13 protein-coding genes and 1 pseudogene are annotated in these 22,569 nt (G+C 38.5%); 11 read left to right on the top strand and 3 right to left on the bottom strand.

Annotated elements, in window-relative coordinates; all coding sequences use genetic code 11:
• The first annotated feature begins 306 nt into the window (after positions 1 to 306).
• Entirely contained in the window at positions 307 to 429 is a 123-nt protein-coding gene (locus NSQ94_RS13095; RefSeq protein ID WP_261308773.1) for a hypothetical protein, read from the top strand.
• 428 nt (positions 430 to 857) lie between these two features.
• Here the strand turns inward: NSQ94_RS13095 and NSQ94_RS13090 are convergent.
• Positions 858 to 2,020 (bottom strand): IS3 family transposase gene (locus NSQ94_RS13090; protein WP_339192833.1). Its coding sequence is split into 2 segments (ribosomal slippage): positions 858 to 1,765 and positions 1,765 to 2,020, totalling 1,164 coding nucleotides; the frame shifts between segments, so codons are not numbered across the junction.
• A 786-nt stretch (positions 2,021 to 2,806) separates the two neighbouring features.
• On the opposite strand from NSQ94_RS13090, the gene NSQ94_RS13085 reads away from it, so the two are divergent.
• The 8 genes from NSQ94_RS13085 to NSQ94_RS13050 all read left to right on the top strand — a co-directional run bounded on the left by NSQ94_RS13085 (position 2,807) and on the right by NSQ94_RS13050 (position 17,799).
• Positions 2,807 to 4,303: a TIGR02677 family protein gene (locus NSQ94_RS13085; protein ID WP_063386431.1), complete on the top strand. Its 1,497-nt coding sequence runs from the start codon at positions 2,807 to 2,809 to the stop codon at positions 4,301 to 4,303.
• A 47-nt stretch (positions 4,304 to 4,350) separates the two neighbouring features.
• Positions 4,351 to 5,481 carry a TIGR02678 family protein gene (locus NSQ94_RS13080; protein WP_063386466.1) on the top strand — a complete coding sequence of 377 codons (1,131 nt, stop codon included), beginning with the start codon at positions 4,351 to 4,353 and terminating at the stop codon, positions 5,479 to 5,481.
• On the top strand, positions 5,471 to 9,622 hold the full coding sequence (locus tag NSQ94_RS13075; RefSeq protein WP_339229312.1) for a TIGR02680 family protein: 4,152 nt from the start codon (positions 5,471 to 5,473) through the stop codon (positions 9,620 to 9,622). Before NSQ94_RS13080 ends, NSQ94_RS13075 begins: the two co-directional genes overlap by 11 nt.
• Before the next feature lie 12 nt (positions 9,623 to 9,634).
• Positions 9,635 to 10,927, top strand: coding sequence for a TIGR02679 family protein (locus tag NSQ94_RS13070; RefSeq protein ID WP_339212360.1), 1,293 nt, complete (start codon positions 9,635 to 9,637; stop codon positions 10,925 to 10,927).
• A 202-nt stretch (positions 10,928 to 11,129) separates the two neighbouring features.
• Positions 11,130 to 11,270: an ImmA/IrrE family metallo-endopeptidase gene (locus tag NSQ94_RS13065; RefSeq protein ID WP_339229310.1), complete on the top strand. Its 141-nt coding sequence runs from the start codon at positions 11,130 to 11,132 to the stop codon at positions 11,268 to 11,270.
• A gap of 449 nt (positions 11,271 to 11,719) precedes the next feature.
• Positions 11,720 to 14,965, top strand: a complete 3,246-nt coding sequence (hsdR, locus tag NSQ94_RS13060) for a type I restriction-modification system endonuclease (RefSeq protein WP_339229308.1) — start codon at positions 11,720 to 11,722, stop codon at positions 14,963 to 14,965.
• The gene (locus NSQ94_RS13055) at positions 14,966 to 16,447 is read left to right on the top strand and encodes an N-6 DNA methylase (RefSeq protein ID WP_339229306.1); all 1,482 of its coding nucleotides are present in this window, start codon (positions 14,966 to 14,968) and stop codon (positions 16,445 to 16,447) included.
• Positions 16,444 to 17,799 (top strand): restriction endonuclease subunit S, encoded by a 1,356-nt coding sequence (locus NSQ94_RS13050; protein ID WP_339229304.1) that lies wholly within the window; start codon positions 16,444 to 16,446, stop codon positions 17,797 to 17,799. The genes NSQ94_RS13055 and NSQ94_RS13050 overlap by 4 nt, the downstream gene beginning before the upstream one ends.
• 323 nt (positions 17,800 to 18,122) lie before the next feature.
• Here NSQ94_RS13050 and NSQ94_RS13045 read toward each other — a convergent pair.
• Both NSQ94_RS13045 and NSQ94_RS13040 read right to left on the bottom strand, forming a co-directional pair.
• Positions 18,123 to 18,669: pseudogene (locus NSQ94_RS13045) on the bottom strand (IS3 family transposase); the annotation flags it as partial.
• 248 nt (positions 18,670 to 18,917) lie between these two features.
• Positions 18,918 to 19,706 carry an AraC family transcriptional regulator gene (locus tag NSQ94_RS13040; RefSeq protein WP_063386425.1) on the bottom strand — a complete coding sequence of 263 codons (789 nt, stop codon included), beginning with the start codon at positions 19,704 to 19,706 and terminating at the stop codon, positions 18,918 to 18,920.
• Positions 19,707 to 19,937: 231 nt separating this feature from the next.
• Here NSQ94_RS13040 and NSQ94_RS13035 point away from each other — a divergent pair, with 231 nt between their 5' ends.
• Together NSQ94_RS13035 and aldA are read left to right on the top strand one after the other, a co-directional pair.
• Positions 19,938 to 21,083, top strand: coding sequence for a mandelate racemase/muconate lactonizing enzyme family protein (locus NSQ94_RS13035; RefSeq protein ID WP_063386424.1), 1,146 nt, complete (start codon positions 19,938 to 19,940; stop codon positions 21,081 to 21,083).
• A 36-nt stretch (positions 21,084 to 21,119) separates the two neighbouring features.
• Positions 21,120 to 22,559: an aldehyde dehydrogenase gene (gene aldA / locus NSQ94_RS13030; protein ID WP_339229301.1), complete on the top strand. Its 1,440-nt coding sequence runs from the start codon at positions 21,120 to 21,122 to the stop codon at positions 22,557 to 22,559.
• Positions 22,560 to 22,569 lie beyond the last annotated feature (10 nt).

Here is a 22,569-nt window from a genome sequence, read left to right as displayed (position 1 = left end):
CATTATTTTGTCGTTTGCAGGGTATGCCGAAACATCAATAGAATGATTATATAACAGTGTTATAACAGAATGTATCGGTGTTTTGACTAGTGATATAGACGAAGGACTAATATTGATTGAACCGAGAGACGTGTGTACCTAGTTAAGAATGAAGGAATCTGCTTTAAGAAAGTATGCTCTCATTCTCCAAGCAAGACGCGGGTGGGAGCGAGGCTATTTAGAAAAGACATTATATTCTCTTGAAGCGTTTTATGGAGATAAAACAGAGCAGCGATATGACGCCAGAAACAAGCGGCAGAAGCAGTAATGGCATGTGTTCGACAATCAAACGTAGCAGTTTGCGAAATGAAGACAAAACGGGAATTAGATCGTTATAACGATAATATACAAACGTTAAAAGTGATGGTGCCAAACAAAACGATCTGCTAAAGTACTCATGATGAGGTTAGATCAACAACAGAAATACATAAAGGAAAGGGATGAACTTCTCACGCGGTTTCTAAAGGAATCCATGGAGACACACAAAATGATCACTGTGGCCAAAGAGGAAGAGCAAAAGAAGAAAAAGTGTTTTGGTCTCTTCATCTCTTTTGTGATTGTTCATTTCACATGCATCCTCTTTTCCCTCAAGTTCAGTATTTGGATTTAAGTCAATATTTTGGACACCAATAAGTGAAATTTAATTTTGATCTCATGCCATATTTTTCATGACATCGCTGGTCGCTTGACATGGAGCCTCTGCGGGCGTGGTGTTATGCGAAGGGCGAAAGGGGCAATGATTTCTTTCGCATGGCAAACAAGCCTACCACGCCCCGCCACTCCATGTAAAGCGGATGCTTGTAAAATTGTGAAGAGCACTACGCTGCCCCTTTGATACTGTCTTCTGTTTCTTGTGGCGTCATATAGCCCAGGCAGCTATGAATCCGTTTCCGATTGTACCAGCCTTCTATAAATTCGAATAAGGCTCTTCTGGCAGCTTGAAAGTTCAAATAGTTGACTCTGTAGATCTCTTCCTTTTTCAGAATTGCATGGAAAGACTCAATGCAGGCGTTATCGTATGGGCAACCTTTTTTACTGAAGGAGTGTTTGAACTGCTTCTTTTCCATGTATTCTGCAAATTTCTCGCTTGTATACTGGGATCCCAAATCAGAATGCAAGATCAATCCCGGACCTGGACGTTGTGCCTGATAAGCGTTTTCTACTGCCTTTAAAGCCAGTTCAGTCGTCATGTGGCGGTCAAAAGCGTAACCGACAATCTTTCTGGAATGTAAATCCATTACGGAAGCCAGGTAGCACCAACCGTCTCTCAAAGTATGAATGTACGTAATATCCGTAACCCATTTCTCGTTGATGGTTGTCGTTGAGAAGTCCTGGTTCAGCAGGTTATCGTGTTCTTCCATCTTGCCCTTATTGGAATGGGGGCGGTACTTTTTTCTGATAATGGAATAAATGCCTGCAGCCTTCATCAAACGCTGAACCCGTTTCAGGCTGACTTTGAGCCCTTCTTTTTCAAGCATATGGTGGATCTTCGGTGCTCCGTATCTCTGCTTGCTTTCCGTATGGATTTTTCGTATTCTGTCTGTCAGCTCCCGGTTTTCCCGTTTTGTTTTTGACTCTGTTTTTTGTTTGGATTGATAGTAGGTACTTCTCGGCACGCCAAGGACCGTACACATGGTTTTAAGGTCATAATGGTGTTTGGCTCTTATCTCGTCAATCATGGATATAACAGTGGTTTGATCTACTTCTTTGCGAATATGGCCATAGCTTTTTTTAAGATTTCGTTTTCCTCTTTCAGCCGGTGCAATTCTTTTTGCAGGTTCAGAAATTCTTCCGGGGTAAAAGAGCCCCCGTCATCCAGCTTAACCGGTTTTTGTTTTCTGATCCATTTGTAGATTGTCGTTTCAGACAGGCCATATTCGCTGCAGATCTGTTTTACTGGTGTTCCAGTTTGATAAAGCTCAACCACCATTTCCTTAAATTCAGCATGATAACTTTTACGTTTTTCGCTTGTGTTACCCATATCAGGACACATCCCTTCGTTAATATTATATTTCACTAAAGGGTGTCCATGAAACTATACTAGCATCAATTCATGCGAGAATCAAAATTGTACATTTATTAAATTAGCATTCATATGCATCTTCGCTCTGTATGAGTAAAATGTTTGTTGGAGAAAGATAAGATCCTTCCGTTAGAAGCAGGAGTTTCTCTTAAATGGTAGGGGGAAAGGCAAAATAAATGCAAAAAGGACTCTCCTCCTGTATTGTGATAAGTGCACAAACCAAACACAAGGAGAAAAGAGAGGTGGGCAAACATTAAAAGAGATCGAAATGGAATTATTTTCGATGATTCAAGAAACCTTCGGGGAACTGCTTCAACAGGTGTTGGAGTACATCGATCATGAGTGCCCTTGGTAAACAAACGTCACTATGTGCATCAGACGAAATGAGCCGGTGTAGGAAGGGCTTGAAGGGTTTATGATGGAAGAATACAGCTATGACCCGATGATGGACTGGTTTTCTCAATGGAGATAGAACCGCGTGGATCACCGCTTGCCGGGAGTATTTCGGAAAACGGCAGGAACACCGATTTACAAGCATTAAAAGTGTTGAAAGGATTTAAAAAAACAAAAGAGGCACATACAAACAGGATGAGATGGTTGGCGAACGCTTACAAAACAGATCGTAAAAACGAAATATACCCAAAAAATCAAAACAGCAAAAAAATCCCCATCAAAATCTTGTCTCAATCTCTCTGCAAATCTATTACAATAGAAATAAAAACATAATTTATAAGGTGATGCATAATGGATTCTTCATGGCTGAAGCCGATTTCTGAGGCAAAGTATTTGGCAACGGACAATGCTTATCGCTATCGGGCGATTTTACGATATTTTTATATGCAGCATGAACGAATGCGGCAATATTTGTTTCCTGAAGAAGTATTTGCATTTTTAAAAGAACATAAGGAGTTTCAGAACTATACGGAAGACGATCTCCAGCAGGATTTAGATCAGCTTGTCAAATGGAAAAACTTAATTGCTCGGCAAGAGACGGTGAATATTCGCACAATCGAAGAATTTAAAAAGAAACGGTTTCGTTATCAATGCAGTCCTTACACGGTTGAAATTGAGAGGATGATCCGCACGTTAGAGAAGCTAGGGGATTCATTCGGAGGATCTTTAGAAAAAACGCGTTTTGACCGTTTATACTCTTCACTCGTTCGAATAGAAAATATTATACAAAACGATTTTCAAGAAAAACGAGAAGAGATTAATCAAATTTGGGAAGAAACATTCGATTATTTCAAAAAAATCATTCAAAATTCTGCGGATTACATCGCTTACCTTAACAGTGAGAACACGGAAGAACGAATGATGTCGGAAGCCTTTCTTGTATATAAAGAAAAATTTACGACATATTTACGCGATTTCATCGTTGCCTTACAGAAAACATCGTTAAAAATTGAAAAGTTGTTGGAAGATATCGCAGAAGATGATGTTCACAAACTAGTCGCAATTGTTGCTGATTATCAAATGACGATTCCTCGATTAGAAGAAATGGAAGTGACGAAAGAACAACTTGAAGAAGATTTATTCGAAAAGTGGAGAGGTCTAAAAGAATGGTTTTTAGGCAGAGAAGGACGTGAAAGTGAATTGTATTTTCTTCAGCACCAAACGAATGAAGCCATTCGCCGTATGACTCGGGTCGTGCAAAGGCTGGGGGAACGTCATCACAATTTCCGCAGCCGCAAGAAAGATTTTCTCCATTTAGCAAAGTGGTTTTCCGAGCTTCCGAGTTTAGTAGATGCCCACCGACTATCCTCTGTTGTTTTCGGCTGTTTCCATACAAAGCATCTCATAACAGAGAACGATGCAACAGAAAACTTTTATCGCGATATTTGGGAAGAAGAGCCGACAGAATGGACGGTAAAGCCTCGCGTTCGCCATTACCGTGAAAAGAAAAAGCCGGAAGCGATCGAAACACATGAAAAAGAGAAACAGGAGATGAAGGAGAAATTTTTGCTGGAGAAAAAACGTGAGAAAGAAGAGTTAGAGAACCTCATTCAAGACAATAAAATCGTATTACGAGAGTTGCCGGTGATCGAACCGCACATTCGAAAAACATTGTTAAGCTGGATAGCAAAATCAATGACAAAACAAGACGGAGTCGTAAAAACGGAAAACGGGTGGAAAGTGAAAATCTTGCAAAAGGATTCTTCCTCGATTCAATTGAAAGCCTCTGACGGTACACTTACGATGCCGAATTATGAACTTTATGTCCTCGAAAAGGGAGAGATGTAACATTGGAAAAGACGGAGCAAGGGTTTGATGAAAAAGCGAAAGAAGCCATGACAGCCCTGTTTGAAAACTTCTGGATTGTCCGGGAAGAGGAACCAGAGCTTTATCAAAAGATTAGAGAACGTGAAAAAGTATTGAAACGTTACTTGCAAGAAAAGTTTGGATATCGGCTAATCATTCACCGTTATTTTGCAAAGCTCGAGAAAATCCCGGCTGAGCCAGAATCGTGGATGGGTATTCAAGATTTTCAAGATATATTAGATTATGCCCTGTTTTGCTGCTTATTAGCATATTTAGAGAGCAAAGCCGTCGATGAGAAATTTCTTCTGTCCGATTTATGTGAAGAGATTCAAGCGATGTATCCCGGGGAACTGCCAATCGATTGGACGAATTATCAACATCGGAAGTCGCTCATTCGGGTGCTGAGGACGTCGGAGCAAATTGGTATCGTAAAACGCGTCGATGGGGATCTTGAAGGGTTTGCAAATAAAGAAGACCATGAAGCACTCTATGAAGTCCCCGTTGTATCCCGCTATTTTATGAGATCATATCCGAAAGACTTGTTTCAATATGAAACGATAGAGGAGATTTTAGAAGAAGAATGGAAAGCGTCCCCGCAAGACTATCGCCGCCATCGGATATATCGGCAACTATTTTTATCGCCAGCCATTTATCGAAGACAAAAAGACGATCCTGACTTTTATTATTTAAGAAACTTTCGCCATCGCTTGCGGGAAGATATTGAAAAACATACTGATTATCGCTATGAACTTTTTAAAAATGCGGCACTTTTAACTTTACCGGAACGTCAAAGCCGCTATACGCTGTTTCCAGATCAAAAAGGTACTTCGGAGATTATTCTTCATTTTTCCAAAATTATTCGCCAGCATCTTGATGTTCACATGTCTGATGAATATGGACAAATCCGCTTAACACCAAATGATTTTTTAGGTCTGTTAAAAAAATGCCGTGACGAATTTTCCGAAGGATGGAGTAAAACATACCGCGACATGACAATCTCTCAGCTTTCTGATGAAGTATTGAGTGCATTAAAGGAGTGGAAAATGGCAGAACGTGAAGCGGAGACTGGGATGATTATTCTCTACCCTCTTTTAGGTCGATTAGTCGGAACATATCCTGATGATTTTCTAATGAAAGGAACGAATGAAGATGACGAGTAAATGGGAGTTATATCGAGCGGGAGTGTTAAATTTTTGGTATTATGATGAAGAATTTTTTCATTTCGCAGACGGAAAACTTCTATTGCGTGGAAGCAACGGCTCCGGCAAATCGGTGACGATGCAAAGTTTTCTTCCGGTTCTGCTTGATGGAAAAAAGAGTCCTGACCGCCTCGATCCGTTCGGTTCCCGAGCTAGAAGAATGGAAGATTACTTACTTGGGGAAAAAGAACTCGTCGACAGGGACGAACGAACAGGCTATTTATTTTTAGAATATAAGCGGAAAAACTCTGAACAATATATCACAACGGGTATCGGCTTACGGGCAAAACGGCAGAAAAATATGGATTTTTGGGGATTTGTCGTTTTTGACAATCGGCGCATCGGCAAAGACTTGCGTTTATATAAAGAAGAAAAGACAGACGGGAAGACGCAAAAAATTCCTTTAACGAAACGGGAGTTGATCACTGTTATTGGTGAAGGCGGTACGGTTGTTGATTCGCAACGTGAATATATGGAGTTAGTGAATAAACATATTTTTCGATTTGAGTCGCTTGATGCGTTCCACGAATTGATTGAATTACTCATTCAATTACGCAGTCCGAAGCTTTCAAAAGATTTTAAGCCAACTGTGATCTACGAAATATTAGAAAGCTCGCTGCCAGCACTTACAGATGAAGAGCTGCGACACTTGTCAGAAACGATAGAAAATATGGATCAAGCAAAACAACAATTAGAACAGCTTGAAAAAGACGAGAAGGCTCTAAAGCATCTTTGCCAGCATTATTCGACTTATAATGAATATATGTTGGCTGAGAAAGCGAATGAATATGTAAAATCAGAAAAAAGCTTTAAAAAACTAGCTAAAGAAAAGGAACAGCTTGTCGCACAACATCGTGAATATGAGGAAACACTTGCGACATTGAAAGAAGAGACTCAACAATTATCGATTGAACAAGAAGTGCTGCGTAAACGGGAACTTGATTTATCCAATCATGAAGTGTTTCAGGCAGAAGAAAAGCGTAATGAAACAGCGGAAAAACTGCAGAATGTAAACAAAGAGCTCAAAAAGAAAGAAAGATTTATAGATGAAAAACGAGAGCAAGAGCGGAAAATTGAACAAAACTTAAACATGTATGAAGAACGTTTCGAACAGTTATTGAAAAAGCTAACAGAACAGTTAGAAATGATGCGGAACGATGCGTTAGAAAGCTCTTTTTCCGAGCATACAATCAACGAAGAAGATTTTCAGCGGAACCGAGAATATGAATTTGATTTTACCGTATGGAAGCGGGAAGCTAATGCACATTTTGATCGACTGGAGCAAATTAACGGACTTTGGAAAGAACATGATGAAATTCAATTACGTTATGAAGAAACGTATAAAGAGCTCGGCGAATTAAATAGGGAATTAGACCAACTAAAAAATGAAGAGAAAAAATGGTATGAACTGGTTGAAGACGAAAAATCCCGTTTGCAGGAAAGCGTGTTTGAATGGAGCAAAATGTATCCGGATATAAAGGTGGATGACGAAGCATTTCAAGTATTTTTACAAAGGTTGAATGAGCTATATGAGCGCTATCATTTCGAAGAGGTGAAACAACCGTTTACGAATCAATATTATCAATCTTTAGAATCGTGGAAAGCGGAAAAAATTAAAAAACAACATGAAATGAAATTGATAGAAAATGAAATTCGTGAAACGGAAGAAAAATTACGCTATTGGAAGGAACAAAAAGATCCTGAACCAGAACGAGACATGCAAACGGTGCAAACAAGGGTTTTGTTAAAAGAGAAAGGAATACCTTACGTTCCGTTTTATGCAGCTGTGGAATTTCAGGAGCACGTTTCTGAAGAGTTGCGGGAACGGATCGAATCTACATTAAATCATGCTGGATTGCTCGACGCTTTAATTGTGGAAGCGGATTTAGATATCCAATATGATCGAGTAATCATGCCAAACCCGGCAATGATGGCACACACGCTAGAGGATTATTTAAAACCTGATGTAGAGAATGACTCAGGTGTTTCTAAGGAACGAATCGAAGCGGTATTGCGCAGTATTATCGTATCGGACGAACCGCAAGAAAAGGATTATTTTGTCATAAACGAATCCGGACAATATTCACTAGGACTTTTAAAAGGACATGCCCCTGAAAGGGAAAAGGCAAAGTATATTGGAAGAGCCGCACGGAAACGGCTGCGTCTTGAGAAAATTCAGCAATTTGAGGAAGAATTACAGCTTTTAAACACTCAACTAAGAGAAAAACGAGAGCAGCTTGCGGCAGTGGATGAACGAATTCGCCATATTACGGAAGGGTTTCAATTGTTTCCAACTGACCAAAATGTCAAATATGCCTATGACCAGTGGAAGGAAACGAAACTCAAAGTAGAGAGCAAAGAAAAAGAAACAGAAAAGAAAAATGAAAAATTAGGTCAAATTGCTCGAAAATGGCAGCAAGTGAAAAATACTTTGCGCAACAAGACAGAAGGACTGGACCTTAAGTTTTCGAAAAAAGGGTACGAAGATGCTTTGTCTTATATGAAATCATATTTAAAAGAGTTAAATGATGTACAAATTTCGCATGGAAACATCGTGCACACCGATGAAATGATCAAAAATCTAAATGATCAGCTTGAAGCATTACAAAACGAAATAGACGAAGCGAAAGGCGAAATCAATGTTCTTCTCGATCAACAACAGCGGGTATCACTTGAACTTGAGCATATCGAATCAATGTTAACGAAAATGGGAGCGGAACATATTCGTCAAGAGATTCAACGGATTCGAGAACGATTAACGTTTTTAACAACGGAAATTCCTGAGATAATTAAGAAGCAAGAAGGTATAAGGAATCAACTTTCAAACATGGAAAGCAAAATAAGTAGTTTAGAGAGAAAACTGGAATTTGCAAAGGTTCTTGTCCAAGCATGGGAAGAGCTATTTGCCAAAGAATTGGAACGAGGGCTAGTGTTTGTTGACGAAAATGAAACAGGCTCGCTTTTGGACAAAGCAATAGACATTTCCAGGAAATATGGTTCTGTATTAAAAGAGAATACACGACTTTCTGTCACCGAACGATTAAACCGAATATTTTTCCAAGAACAACCGAATTTAATCGAATATCGTCCGGCACAGGAACCTGCCGATTGGAACAAACAAAATCCGTTCGTCGAGCTTTCATTAGATGAGGAATCGGAGCTGAAAGCGAACGATTGGAAGGAAAAAGCAGGACGTATCATCATTTTACTAGACTACAAAGGACAACGCGTCACACCATATTATGTATTAAAAGAGATTGAAAAAGATATATTGCTGCAAAAAGAATATATTAACGAACAGGACCGCGAATTGTATGAAGATATTATTTTGAAAACGATCGGGCGAATATTGCGAAGCCGCATACAGCGTGCCGAACGCTGGGTTAAAGATATGAACGCATTAATGGAAAAACGTGATACTTCTTCAGGTCTGACGTTTTCAATTCAATGGAAGCCGAAGACCGCGGAAACCGAAGAAGAAATGGACACGAAAGATTTAGTCGAATTGTTGCGAATGAATTCGCGGCTGCTAAAGGAAGAAGATTTGCAGCGGGTTACGATGCATTTCCGCTCAAAAATCAACCGAGCGAGAGAAATGCTTGAAGAAAGTGGGCAGGGCAATACGCTTCACCAAGTCATTAAAGAAGTGCTCGATTACCGAAAGTGGTTCTCGTTTACGCTTTATTACCAAAAAACAAATGAACCAAAGCGGGAATTAACGAACCAAAAGTTTTATAAATTTAGCGGCGGAGAAAAGGCGATGGCGATGTATATTCCTCTTTTTGCCGCGGCATATTCACGATATCAAGAGGCTGCAGAGGATGCTCCATATATTATTTCGTTAGATGAAGCGTTTGCCGGCGTTGATGAAAATAACATTCGTGATATGTTTGCTTTAGTCGAAGAGCTTGGTTTTAACTATATCATGAACTCTCAGGCACTTTGGGGAGACTACGACACGGTACCATCGCTTTCTATTTGCGAGCTAGTTCGCCCGAAAAATGCACCGTACGTTACGGTTATTCGTTATCATTGGGATGGAAAAGTGAAACGACTTGCGTCAAATCCGGACGAAGAATTTACTTTTACATCATCCATATAGGAAGGATGGTTCATGTTGGAACAAAAAGTAGCGGATGCTGTTGAGTTTTTTCGCGGTGAACCCGGCTTTCACCGCCTTTTTTTGCTGATGAAAAAGAAATATCAATCACTCGGGAGAATCGGCGGAACGGTCAAATTAGACGGTTTTTCCTTTGAAGAAAAAGAAGCACTCGGGGCGTTTTTTGGGAAGGATTTTCATCAAGAATCTACTCCTTCGGTTTCATTAAAAATGTTTGCCGAACAATTAGAGAAAACGCGCTTTGCCGGTATACCGCTCGTTACGTTACTTGAGAATTATTTTGGTGAAGACATTACAACCAATCAAGAGAAGAGGGAAACAGATCGGAAGAAAAAAGAAGAATTTTTTCAAAACCTTATTCATCAATATCCCGAACAAGCAAGGCTTCTGTCTTTTATAGCTGAATCAGCTCCCCAAAACCGCTTTATTCATATCGCCTATTCGCAAGATAGGGAACATTTGGAGACTGTTTTAAAGAATGTGTGCACTGCGCTTCATCATTTGCCGAAAAAAGGTGATTATGAACGTCTTTCAATTTTTTCACAAAAAGTGCTAAAAGATCCGCACGCATTTGACTTACATACGTTTCAAGGAAAAGTATTTCTTCATGCACTTCAATTTTACTCTGATCAAGACTATGACTTATCCTCAGTCGAGGAAGTCAATGAGCTCCTGCAATCATTTGGCATTTTACGGGAAGATATTTTAAACTTTGTGACATGTGCGGGAATTTTGACAGAAACGGAACAGGGAATTCATTCTGTGTTTGCTTCTGCTGTAAAAACGAATACAGTACTCAATGTGCCATTGCGGGAAATATTGAAGTTAAAGCGTGCATATCCTGCTAAGGGGCAAACCGTATTTGTCGTTGAGAACTCAGGCGTATTTTCCGCTTTGTTGGATTTATTTCCTGACGCTTTTCCGCCGCTGATTTGCACAAATGGGCAATTTAAACTAGCGTCACTGATGTTAATAGACTTAATCATCCAAGAAGGTTGTCAAATATATTATTCTGGAGATTTTGATCCTGAAGGACTAAAAATGGCGCAGCGATTAAAGGAGCGGAATCAGGAGCATATTCATTTATGGCATTTCCAATTAGAAGATTACTTAGCGTCATCTCCAGAGGTTTTGCTGTCGGATGACCGAGTAGCGAAACTAGAAACTGTTACGATCGAAGAATTGCAACCGATCAAAGAGAAAATGCGGAAAATAAAAAAAGCTGGCTATCAAGAAGAAATCCTGAAGAAGCTTTATGAAGGTATTTGTCGCCACATGTGGGATTAGGCTGGAAACATGATTTGCGAGTCTGTTCCCATTCGATTTGCTAACAATGTGCGAATGGGGACAGGTGGTTACATAGTAAAGAAAATACACGTTTTGGATAGACGTGCTTACTTTTCGAGTTTATATTAACATATTTCATTATTTGAGGTTTTAAGCTTTTTGTTGGTTTTAAATTAACTCGAATGTCTATTTCTTTTTCTATATGATGAGCTTGCTCATTTTGGTGCAAGTGGTCAATAATTCCTATGTTGAAATGGAAAGACAAGCGAATTATTTTGCAGCTGCTCTAATATTGCCGTGGAAGCTCTTCCTATACTCATATAAAGCTAGAGGGGTTTATTAATTGAAAGAAATTTTGGATGGTTTCTATAAATGCGATGATTGTAAGAAGTTATCATATATGTTTAATAAGTTACAATTCAATACCAATGCCAGCAAAAGCAAATGTACCAAAGGAAATAAAAACACTCAGTTGCCATTAAGTTGGATCGCCAAACTCTAATGGAGAAAAGATTTGAATGTATCAAAGCAAGATTAACCTAGATTTAGAAATTTTGCATCAACTTCTTCGAGGAAATTCAAAAAATTTGCGGTTAAAATAAACCAGATTTTACAAGCTCAAGCATCTGAAAGGATCGGATTTGAAATTGGCTAGTATTTTTAGACCCATTCATTTTTACACAATTATACGGACTCAACTCTATTAAATAGATGTATGACTGGAAATGATATATATTGTAAAATTTATGATAAAATAGCACTATATACATGTTCTTATGGTGAGGTGTGTATATGTCACAAAATTTTCGCTTTTTAGAAGAAAAATGGGAAGTTCTCGCCCGTGTTGGGGAAACGGCAGAACGAAATGTCTATCAAAATCCAAATGTGGCGATAAGTGAGCTTAGAAAATTTGCTGAAACTATAACAAAATATATTTTAGCGTTAGAAGAAATAAAGGAAGAACGCAGAACTGATCAACAGGAGCGTCTGAGAATTCTTTTTTATGAGCAAATTCTGCCGAAGGAAATATATGACTTATTTACGGTCATTCGTTTGAAAGGGAATCAAGCGGTACATAATCCGAGCTATGGTGAAGTAAATGAAGCAAAAGCTTTATTGCATATGGCGTTTCGAATTGCGGTTTGGTTTATGGAAGTGTATGGCGATTGGTCATTTCAAGCTCCAGAATATATCGAACCGACACCGCAAACATCTATATCAGAAGATGAATTGAACCATGTAGTTAAGTCATACGAAGAAAAGCTTGCTCATTTGGAAACAGAGCTTGAGAAGATCCGAAAGGAACAGCTATATATTAGCAATGAAGAGAAACAAAAACGACGTGAGTACTCACAACGGGCAGTTGCCAACTTTGAATTGACAGAGGCCGAAACCCGCATTCTCATTGATCAGCAATTGCGTGATGCTGGCTGGGAGGCTGATTCAGAAAAGCTGCGTTTCTCAAAAGGAGTTCGTCCGGAAAAAGGAAAAAACATGGCGATTGCGGAGTGGCCTTTAAAACATGGTTACGCTGATTATGCTTTATTTATTGGCCCCGAGCTAGTAGGGATCATTGAAGCGAAACGTGCTAGTAAAGATATCCCATCTGACATTGAGCAAGCAAAAGAATATGCAAAACTTATTGTTCGGCATGGTCATGAAGTGATCCATGAACCATGGGGAGATTACTATGTTCCATTTTTGTTCGCAACCAATGGCCGCCCCTTTTTAAAACAGCTAGAACAAAAGTCAGGCATTTGGTTTTTAGATGCGCGGAAATCAACGAATCACCCGCGACCACTTCAAGGATGGTACACTCCTCAAGGACTGAAAAATCTATTAGAAAAAGATACGGAACGTTCGGAACAATTTTTGCGTGATGAAAAATTTGATTATCTTAAATTACGAGACTATCAAGTCAAAGCTATTCAAGCGGTCGAAAAAGCATTGGAAGAGAAAAAACGCAGCATTTTAATCGCCATGGCAACCGGAACAGGGAAAACAAGAATGGCGATTGGTCTCATTTATCGATTGATCAAAGCAAAGCGTTTTAATCGTATATTATTCCTTGTCGACCGAAAAGCTCTTGGAGAACAAGCGGAAAGCGCTTTTAAAGAAAGTAAGCTGGAAAATTTCCATACGTTCACTGAAATTTATAGCTTACAATCGTTATACGATCAAAAACCAGATGATGAAACAAAAGTACATATCGCTACCGTACAAGGAATGTTAAAACGCATTTTCTACAACGAGAAAACAGAAGACATTCCATCGATTGATCAATATGATTGCATTATTGTCGATGAAGCCCATCGAGGCTATACACTAGATAAAGAGATGAATGACATAGAAATTGAAATAAGAGATCACAATGATTATGTAAGCAAATATCGAAAAGTACTTGATTACTTTGATGCCGTTCGCATCGGTTTAACAGCAACTCCTGCGCTGCATACTACAGAAATTTTTGGACCGCCGGTTTTCACTTATTCTTATCGTGAAGCAGTCGTCGATGGATATTTAGTCGACCATGAACCACCGTATCAATTTGAAACGGTATTAAAAAAGGAAGGAATCGCTTGGGCCAAAGGTGAAAAGGTCGACGTATATGATACGGTTTCCGGCACAATTTCACAAGAATACCTTGAAGATGAAGTGAATATTGAGGTTGCACATTTTAATACAAAAGTTATCACAGAAAGCTTTAATCGTGTTATTATACGAGAGTTGACGAATTATATTTCTCCTGACGATGAAGGCAAAACATTGATATTTGCAGCGACAGATGATCACGCAGACTTAGTCGTACGTCTTTTAAAAGAAGAATTTGAAAAAGTATACGGTGAAGTCGAAGACAATGCGATTATGAAAATTACAGGCTCTATTAAAGATCCATCAGGTGCGATTCGACGCTTTAAAAATGAAAAATATCCAACTATTGTTGTGACGGTGGATTTGCTAACGACAGGTGTCGATGTTCCAGCAATTACAAATCTCGTCTTCTTGCGCCGCGTTCGCTCTCGGATTCTTTATGAGCAAATGCTAGGCCGAGCAACGAGAAGATGTGAAGAAATCCGAAAAGATCACTTTAATATTTTCGATGCGGTTGGAATCTATGAGTCTTTAAAACCATATACAAGCATGAAGCCTGTTGTCACTCGACCAAATATTTCACTGACTCAATTAGTAGAAGAATTAGAAGGTTTAGAAAAAGAAGAACACCTTCAGCATCAACAAGAACAAATTATAGCCAAAATCCAACGAAAAAAACGCCAATGGTCAGATAAGCAGCACCAAGACTTTAAAGTATTATCTGGTGGAAAAACAGTTGATGAATTTATAGATTGGGTAAAAAACTTGAATCCTGCTGAATTAACTGGGCAATTAAAAGAGTATATATCGATGTTCCGTTATATGGATGAAAATCGCTATCGGGAAAATAAACAATATATTTCCACGCATGAAGATGAACTTATTGGAGTTAAACGCGGATATGGAAATGCGGAAAAACCGGATGATTATTTACAATCATTTGGAGAGTTTATCCGAAACAATATGAACAAAATCCCTGCGCTAATGATTGTATGTCAACGTCCAACTGAATTAACGAGAGAAGAGTTAAAAAAATTGTTGCTTGAATTGGACCAGAAAGGTTTTTCCGAGAAAAAATTACAAGCAGCTTGGCGCGAGGCGAAAAATGAAGACATCGCAGCGGACATCATCGCCTTCATCCGCCAGCAGGCTTTAGGCGATCCGCTTATTAGTCATGAAGAACGAATTAAACACGCCATGAAGAAAATTTACCAAATGAAAGCGTGGCCGCCTGTGCACAAGAAATGGCTGGAACGTATTGAAAAGCAATTACTGCAAGAATCTGTTCTTCATCCGGACCCTGAAAAGGCTTTTGAATATGAACCTTTTAAGAGCCGTGGAGGCTTTAAACAATTAAATCAAATTTTCGATGGACAATTAGCACAAATTGTTCGCGAAATTAATTATAATTTGTATAACTATCACCAAAAGAAGGAGCAAGCGTAGATGAACAACAGAGAAATCGTCCAAAAACTATGGAATTTATGTAACGTTCTTCGTGATGACGGCATTACGTATCACCAATATGTGACAGAGCTAACGTATTTGCTGTTCTTAAAAATGATGAAAGAAACCGGTCAAGAATATATGATTCCTGAAAAATATCGTTGGGATTCGTTAGTAGAAAAAGACGGGATTGAATTAAAAGAGCATTATCAACAGCTGTTGCTTGATTTAGGAAAAGAGGAAAATGAATTATTAAAACAAATTTATACGGACGCGACATCGAATATTAGAGAACCAAAGAACCTAGAAAAAATTATTCAATCGACCAATAACTTAGATTGGTACAATGCGAAGCAAGAAGGGTTAGGGGATTTATACGAAGGGCTGTTAGAAAAAAACGCGAGCGAAGTGAAATCGGGAGCGGGGCAATATTTTACGCCTCGCGTCCTTATTGATGTTATTGTCGAACTTGTCAATCCCGAGCCGGGCGAACGCTGCCATGACCCTGCTGCGGGAACATTCGGCTTTATGATCGCGGCAGATCGCCATGTTCGTAAACAAACCGATGATTATTTTGACTTATCTCAAGAAGAAATCGAATTTCAAAAATACAAGGCATTCTCAGGAGTAGAGCTTGTCAGAGACACGCATCGTCTAGCGGTCATGAATGCGTTGCTTCATGATATTCATGGGGAAATCTTGTTAGGCGATACCCTCTCTTCACTAGGTGAAAGTTTGAAAAATTTTGATGTGATTTTAACGAATCCGCCTTTTGGAACAAAAAAAGGCGGCGAGCGGGCAACACGAACTGACTTCACCTTTACAACATCGAACAAACAGTTGAATTTCTTGCAGCATATTTACCGCGCTCTCAAGGCAAACGGCAAAGCTCGCGCCGCGGTTGTCCTTCCAGATAACGTCTTGTTTGAAGGCGGGGTAGGAGCCGACATTCGCCGCGACTTAATGGATAAGTGTAATTTACATACAATTTTACGCTTGCCAACTGGCATTTTCTATGCCCAAGGAGTGAAAACGAACGTTTTATTCTTCAACCGCGGGACAACAGATGTCGGCAACACAAAAGAAGTATGGGTGTACGATTTACGAACAAACATGCCTTCCTTCGGCAAACGGAATCCGCTAACGAAAGAACATTTTGAAGGATTTATCAAGGCTTATACGGCAGAAGATCGCAGCCAAGTCAAAGACGAGCGCTGGAATGTGTTCACACGTGAAGAAATTGCGAAAAAAGGCGACAGCTTGGATATTGGTTTAATTGCTGATGAATCCTTGTCCGTCTACGAAAACCTGCCAGACCCAATCGAATCTGCAGAAGAGGCGGTGGAAAAATTAGAACTAGCGATTTCGTTACTAAACGAAGTCATTGCCGAGTTAAAAGCTGTCGAACAACCGAACACCTACCAAACAGATTCTAAAGAAATGCTAAAAGTCGCAGAAACATCTGAGGTGCTTGAAAAATGAGCAAAAAGAAACAAAAATCGATGGAAGAACTATTGGAAGAAGCATTAGTGCCGGAAGAAGAACAGCCTTATAAAGTGCCGGAGAATTGGGTGTGGACAAGATTAGGTAAATTAATTGAATTAGTTTATGGAAAATCACTTCCAGAGAAAAAAAGAAGTGGAAATGGTTTTCCTGTTTATGGTTCTAACGGAGTGGTTGGTTATCATTCTGAGTTTCTCATAGAAGGACCTGTAATTATTGTTGGTCGAAAAGGCTCATATGGTGAAGTAAATTGGTATAATGAATCAGGATGGGCTATTGACACTACTTATTATGTACTTGCAAAACAAAAAATAAATTATAAATATGTGTATTATTTACTTAAAACTTTAAACCTAAAAAAACTTAATAGATCCACGGCAATTCCCGGATTAAACCGAGAAGATGCATATACTCAAAAAGTAGTGCTCCCACCTTTCAAAGAACAAAAACGCATTGTTGAGAAGATTGAACAGCTTTTTGCTAAAATTGATGAAGCGAAGCGGTTGATTGAGGAAGTGAAAGGGTCGTTTGAACCTCGCCGTGCAGCAATTTTGGATAGGGCGTTTGGAGGACGATTAGGTACAAATGATCCTAAAGAGAAGAGTATGTTCGAAACTTTTAATGAGTTGACAGAAAAGGATCTTATTCCAAAAGAAGAGCAACCGTATGAGGTGCCTAAGAATTGGGTGTGGATTAGGTTAGGTAGTTTTTTACCACCAATGGAAACCAGAGACCTTGCTAGATTAGAAAGTGAAAATTTTCTGTATGTTGATATTGATTCAATAGACAATAACAAATTTGAAATCAGGGAGCCAAAAATTATAGAAATAAAAAATGCACCAAGTAGAGCTAAACGAAGAATAGATAAAGGGGATGTAATCATTTCTTTAGTTAGACCATATCTAAGAAATGTTGCTAGGGTATTGTTTGATGATCCACGCTTAGTTGCATCGACGGCATTTTATGTATGTAAAAGAAATAAAGTTACGGAAACAAACTATCTTTATTACTATTTAATTACATCTTTTGTAACAAATTATTTAAATGTTAGAACAAAAGGACACAACGCTCCATCGGTTAGAAATAGTGACTTCCTAGAACTTCCTATACCAATACCACCAGTAGAAGAACAAAAACGCATTGCTGAGAAGGTAGATATTTTATTAAGTAAATTAGAAACTGAAAAAGAAATGGTTTTAGAAGTTGAACAAAAACTTAATTCATTAAAGCAATCTATCCTTTACAAAGCCTTCCGCGGCGAGCTTGGTACAAACAATCCCACCGATGAGCATGCGATTGAGTTGTTAAAGGAAGTGTTAAAATCTAAATAAATCATTTATGTATGAGCTCATTCAGTGATTATAAAGTAAACTCTTAGAAATTTTCTAGCAATTCCCCCGCTTCCAAAGTCAAAGAAATAAACTTCTTATTTGAATAACAAAATAAGCTGTTAGCTCAAAGATTGTAGGGGGGTAAATAAGGTGTATTTGTGTAATGGATTTGTTTTACAATATTATCCATTATAATAACAATATCATTTGGTCAAGGCATCTCAGAGAGCAGCGAAATCTCGAGATGCCTTTTTGTTTTACAAATTATAATCATGATGATTGAGCGGATAGCTCGGTATTACTTTTGAAAATTAGTAAATTCTTCTGCTTGTATATTGAGAACCTAGGTCAGTATGGAGGATAAGCACTTTTTCCGGAGCTTGAGTGTTATACGCGTTTACTGCAGCTTGAATCACCAGATCCGTTGTCATCGTCTGTGAAAAGGAATAAATAACTTTTTAGAATGTAAATCCAGTACAGAAGCTAAATAACAACAATCTACTTTCACTGTATGGATATAAGTCATATCTGATACCTATTTTTCATTAATGGAATGTGTCGAAACATCATGTTCTAATAGATTTTCCCGTTCTTTCACTTTTTGATTACTTGAATATGGACGGTATTTTTTCGAAATAATAGAACGAATTTCAGCTTTTTTCATCAAACTCTGGATTCTTTTTTAACCTCACCCAATAACCTTTTTTTGAAGAGTGATATGAATTTTGGAGGCACCATAGAGTTGCTAGCTTACTGCATGAATTTCTATGATTTTGTCGGTTAATTCCTTGTTTTCTCGATTACGATTAGACTCAACATGTTGAAGCGATTGATAATGCGTACTTCTAGGTATTTCTGGCACCTAGATCTATACATTATTTAGACAAACCTTGATGTTCTTGAAGATAGATGGATTCATGTTGCGCAAAAAGTAAAACGCATAATTGACGAGGTACCTAATTTGGGGCTGTCTAATAAGTCGATTTTCCGGCTTATAGACGCCCCTTTAATGTTTTAGAAACGTTGATATATCAATGTTTATGATGTTTCGTTTTAATGGATTTTGATTTTCTGGACAGCCCCATTTGCATGAGACCGTATGTTCAAGATAGTTTGAACTATATTCTATGTAATTTTCTAAAGTTTGAAGGACTCATTTTCATTTTTTTAGAAAAAATCCGACTGAAGTAAAAGCCATTACTATAACCACAACGACTCGCAATGTCATCGATTGTATAATCTGTCTCTAATAACAATGTTCTTGCTTTTCTAAGGCGTAATAACGTTAAGTATTCAATAGGCGGTATACCAATGCTTGCTTGGAAACGTCTTGTAAATTGAACAGAGCTTAAACCGAAATTTGCGGCAATGTTTTGTATTGTGATATTTGTAAAAGCTTGTTCATGCATTTGCTGGATTGCTTTCGCTATAACGGGATCTTTAATTTTAGGCTGATTATCAATCGTTAAAAGCTGATTCTCCATATTGTATAGTTGTAGGAGATCATAAATTAAATGTGCTTTCCATCTGTTGCTTAGTTCCGTCTCATTGAATGCCATCGAACGAAGATGTGTATAAGTTGAAGAAAGACGATCGGTATCAAGTATTTTTATTTTTCCAATAGGCAAATGATAATGTTCGATGTTTTTAAAGGAAAAGCGAAGAAAATGAAACTTTAATGGAGTAATTGCTTTTCTTTTTAGTGGAATATTTGGTGGACAAAAAATGATATCCCCGAATTGTGCCTCTCCTTTTTGATCCATCACTTGATATTCAAAAATCCCTTCCTCTATACAAAAGATATTCCAATGCGGATACGTATCCTCCGATAGTTGAAATTGAATAATCGGATTCCAATAAGAGTGTTGATGTATTTTCATTTCTGTGATTGTTGATACGTCAGACATAGGCATCCTCCCGAATTTTGAAAAAAAGTATATATTTTTGATAAATGTGTGCATGTAAAAAAATCTATTCACCTTGTAGTATAAGTATAAAGAATAAAGAGAATTAAATTTACTTTATTATAATCCTACCTGAAAGCGTTTTTAAATATTTTTAGAAAGAATAGGTAAAAAAGTGAATGTTTAATCATGATCCCTGAATTTGAATGAGAATTAAGAAAGGGTTGGATAACGTTGAAAATTACATCTATTGAAATCAAGCAATATTTATTGCCGCTTGATCCGCCATTTAAAGCTGCGTGGGACCCTGAACCGAGAAAAAATTTTGCGACAACGATTGTTTATGTCCATACCGATGAAGGGATTACCGGAATTGGTTCAGGAGATTTGATGATTGGGTTTGAAGGACATGAACATTTGTTTATTGGCCAAGATCCATTTGCGATTGAGCGCCATGCGCAAATTATTGATAATATTGATTTTCACTACGGAAGATGTTGGCCTCTTGACTTAGCGCTTTGGGATTTGATGGGAAAGGCAACCGGACAGCCGGTGTATAAATTACTGGGTGGAAGATCAAATAAATTGCTTGCTTATGCTTCAACTGGAGAAATCGTAAGCCCTGAAGAACGTGCGGAAAGAGCGTTGTGTTTCGTTGAGCAAGGGTTTAGAGCCATGAAGATTCGTTTTCATCACAAAGATGTGCGTGATGACATTAAAGTGGTTGAAACAGTAAGAAAAGCTGTTGGAGATAAGCTTGACATTATGGTTGATGCAAATCAGGGATGGAAAATGCCTTGGGATGTAGAAAGAACGTGGGATTTAAAAATGGCTTATCAAGTTGCTAGAGAACTTGAACAGTTAAATGTTTTTTGGCTGGAAGAACCATTGCCGGCTTATCAGTTTGAATTAATGGCGAAACTGCGAGAAATGGTAGGTATTCGCATTGCAGGCGGGGAAATGAATCGAAGATATCACGACTTTATGGAAATGAATAAATTACATGCTTTAGATGTTTATCAACCTGATGTAGCTCTTGCAGGCGGGATTACACAAGTAAAGAAAATTGCTGATCTTGTTCAAGGGCACGGTGCATGGTTTAGCCCACATACGTGGACAAATGGAATTGGTCTTCTTGCGAATTTACATCTTGCCGCAGCGGTCAGTCATTGTCCGTATCTCGAGTTTCCTTATGATCCGCCTGCATGGACGCTCGAACGGCGTGACTATATCCAAAAAGAAAGACTCATGATTAATGCAGATGGATATTTGGTAGTGCCTGAAAAACCAGGATTGGGGATTGAATTAGATGAAGAGTCTTTAAAACGATATGAAATTCATCATGTGTATGTAGGAGAAAACAAAAAAGTATACATTTAATTTTTGAACCATTTTAAAGATGAGGTGAATGTTCGCTTGAAACAGTATAAAGCATATATCAATGGTCAATTCAGAAATAGCTCCAATCATACATGGATTGACGTTTTTTATCCAGCAACAGGGAAATTGGTTGGTCAAGTGCCTGCTTGTTCAAAAGAAGATACAGAAGAAGCTATCGAGAATGCAAATAAAGCCTACAGACAGTGGAGAACGATTCCTTCTTATCAAAGGGCAGAGTACTTACTGAATTTTCTTACGTTAATGAAAAACGAAGAACATCTTCATGATATTGCACAAGCGATTACGTTAGAAATGGGAAAGCCGTTATCTCAAGCTAAGTCTGAAGTATATTATGCAGCGGAATTAGGAGAGTATCAAACACAGTGGGCACGCAGAATTGAAGGAGAAATTGTTGATAGCGACAATTCAAATGAAAAAATTTTAACATATCGTGAGCCGCTCGGTGTAGTCGTAGCGATTGTGCCATGGAATTTCCCGATTTACGTACTCATTCGTAAAATTGTACCGGCACTGGTATGTGGAAATACAGTCGTAATCAAACCAAGCGTTAAATCTCCTATGTCAGCCTTAGAATTGGCGAAATGTATCGATCAATCTGGATTGCCAAAAGGGGTCATCAATATTGTTACTGGTTTGGATGAAGTCGTTGGAGAAACATTAACTTCTTCGAATCAAATTAACATGGTGACATTTACCGGAAGTACAAAAGTAGGAAAAAGAATTATGGAAAAATGCGCTCGAAATATGGTGAGAGTATCCTTGGAACTCGGGGGAAAAGCTCCTGCTATCGTAATGGAAGATGCCGATCTTGATTTAGCTGTTGAAGCGATCAAAGGTGGAAGGCTTTCGAACTCCGGACAGGTGTGCAATAACACGGAGAGAGTTTATGTACATCACAGCATTAAAGAAGAATTTACGAAGAGGTTGTTAAAAAGATTTCAGGAAGTGAGTATAGGAGACGGTTTAAAAAATCCTGATGTGGAAATGGGCTGCTTAATCAGTCCTCAAGATGTGCAACGAGTTCATTCGATGGTACAAGAAGCCGTGCAGGAAGGAGCAGAAGTTTTATGCGGGGGAGAGCCATTAAAAGAATTAGGAGAAAGTTTTTATCCCCCAACATTATTAGATCACTGTACCCAATCGATGAAAATTGTTCATGAGGAAATTTTTGGACCAGTACTTCCGATTATCACGTTCGACACGCTGGAAGAAGCGATCGAAATGGCGAATGATTCAAAATATGGACTTACATCGAATGTATATACAAACAATTACAAATACGTGATGGAATTGACAACGAAGCTTGAGTGCGGCGAAGTTTACGTAAATCGCCAGCAAGGAGAAGCTTATCAAGGATTTCATGCGGGTTGGAAGCAATCAGGGATTGGCGGAGATGACGGAAAACATGGTTTTGAAGAGTTTATGCAGTTGAAAACAGTGTATTTGAAATATTAAGTTTTCCCGA

The organism is Aeribacillus sp. FSL K6-2833 (assembly GCF_037965815.1).
In the GTDB taxonomy this organism is placed as follows: Bacteria; Bacillota; Bacilli; order Bacillales; family Aeribacillaceae; genus Aeribacillus; species Aeribacillus composti.
Note: the sequence above shows the minus strand (reverse complement) of the source record. Positions and strands in the feature narration are given on the sequence as shown.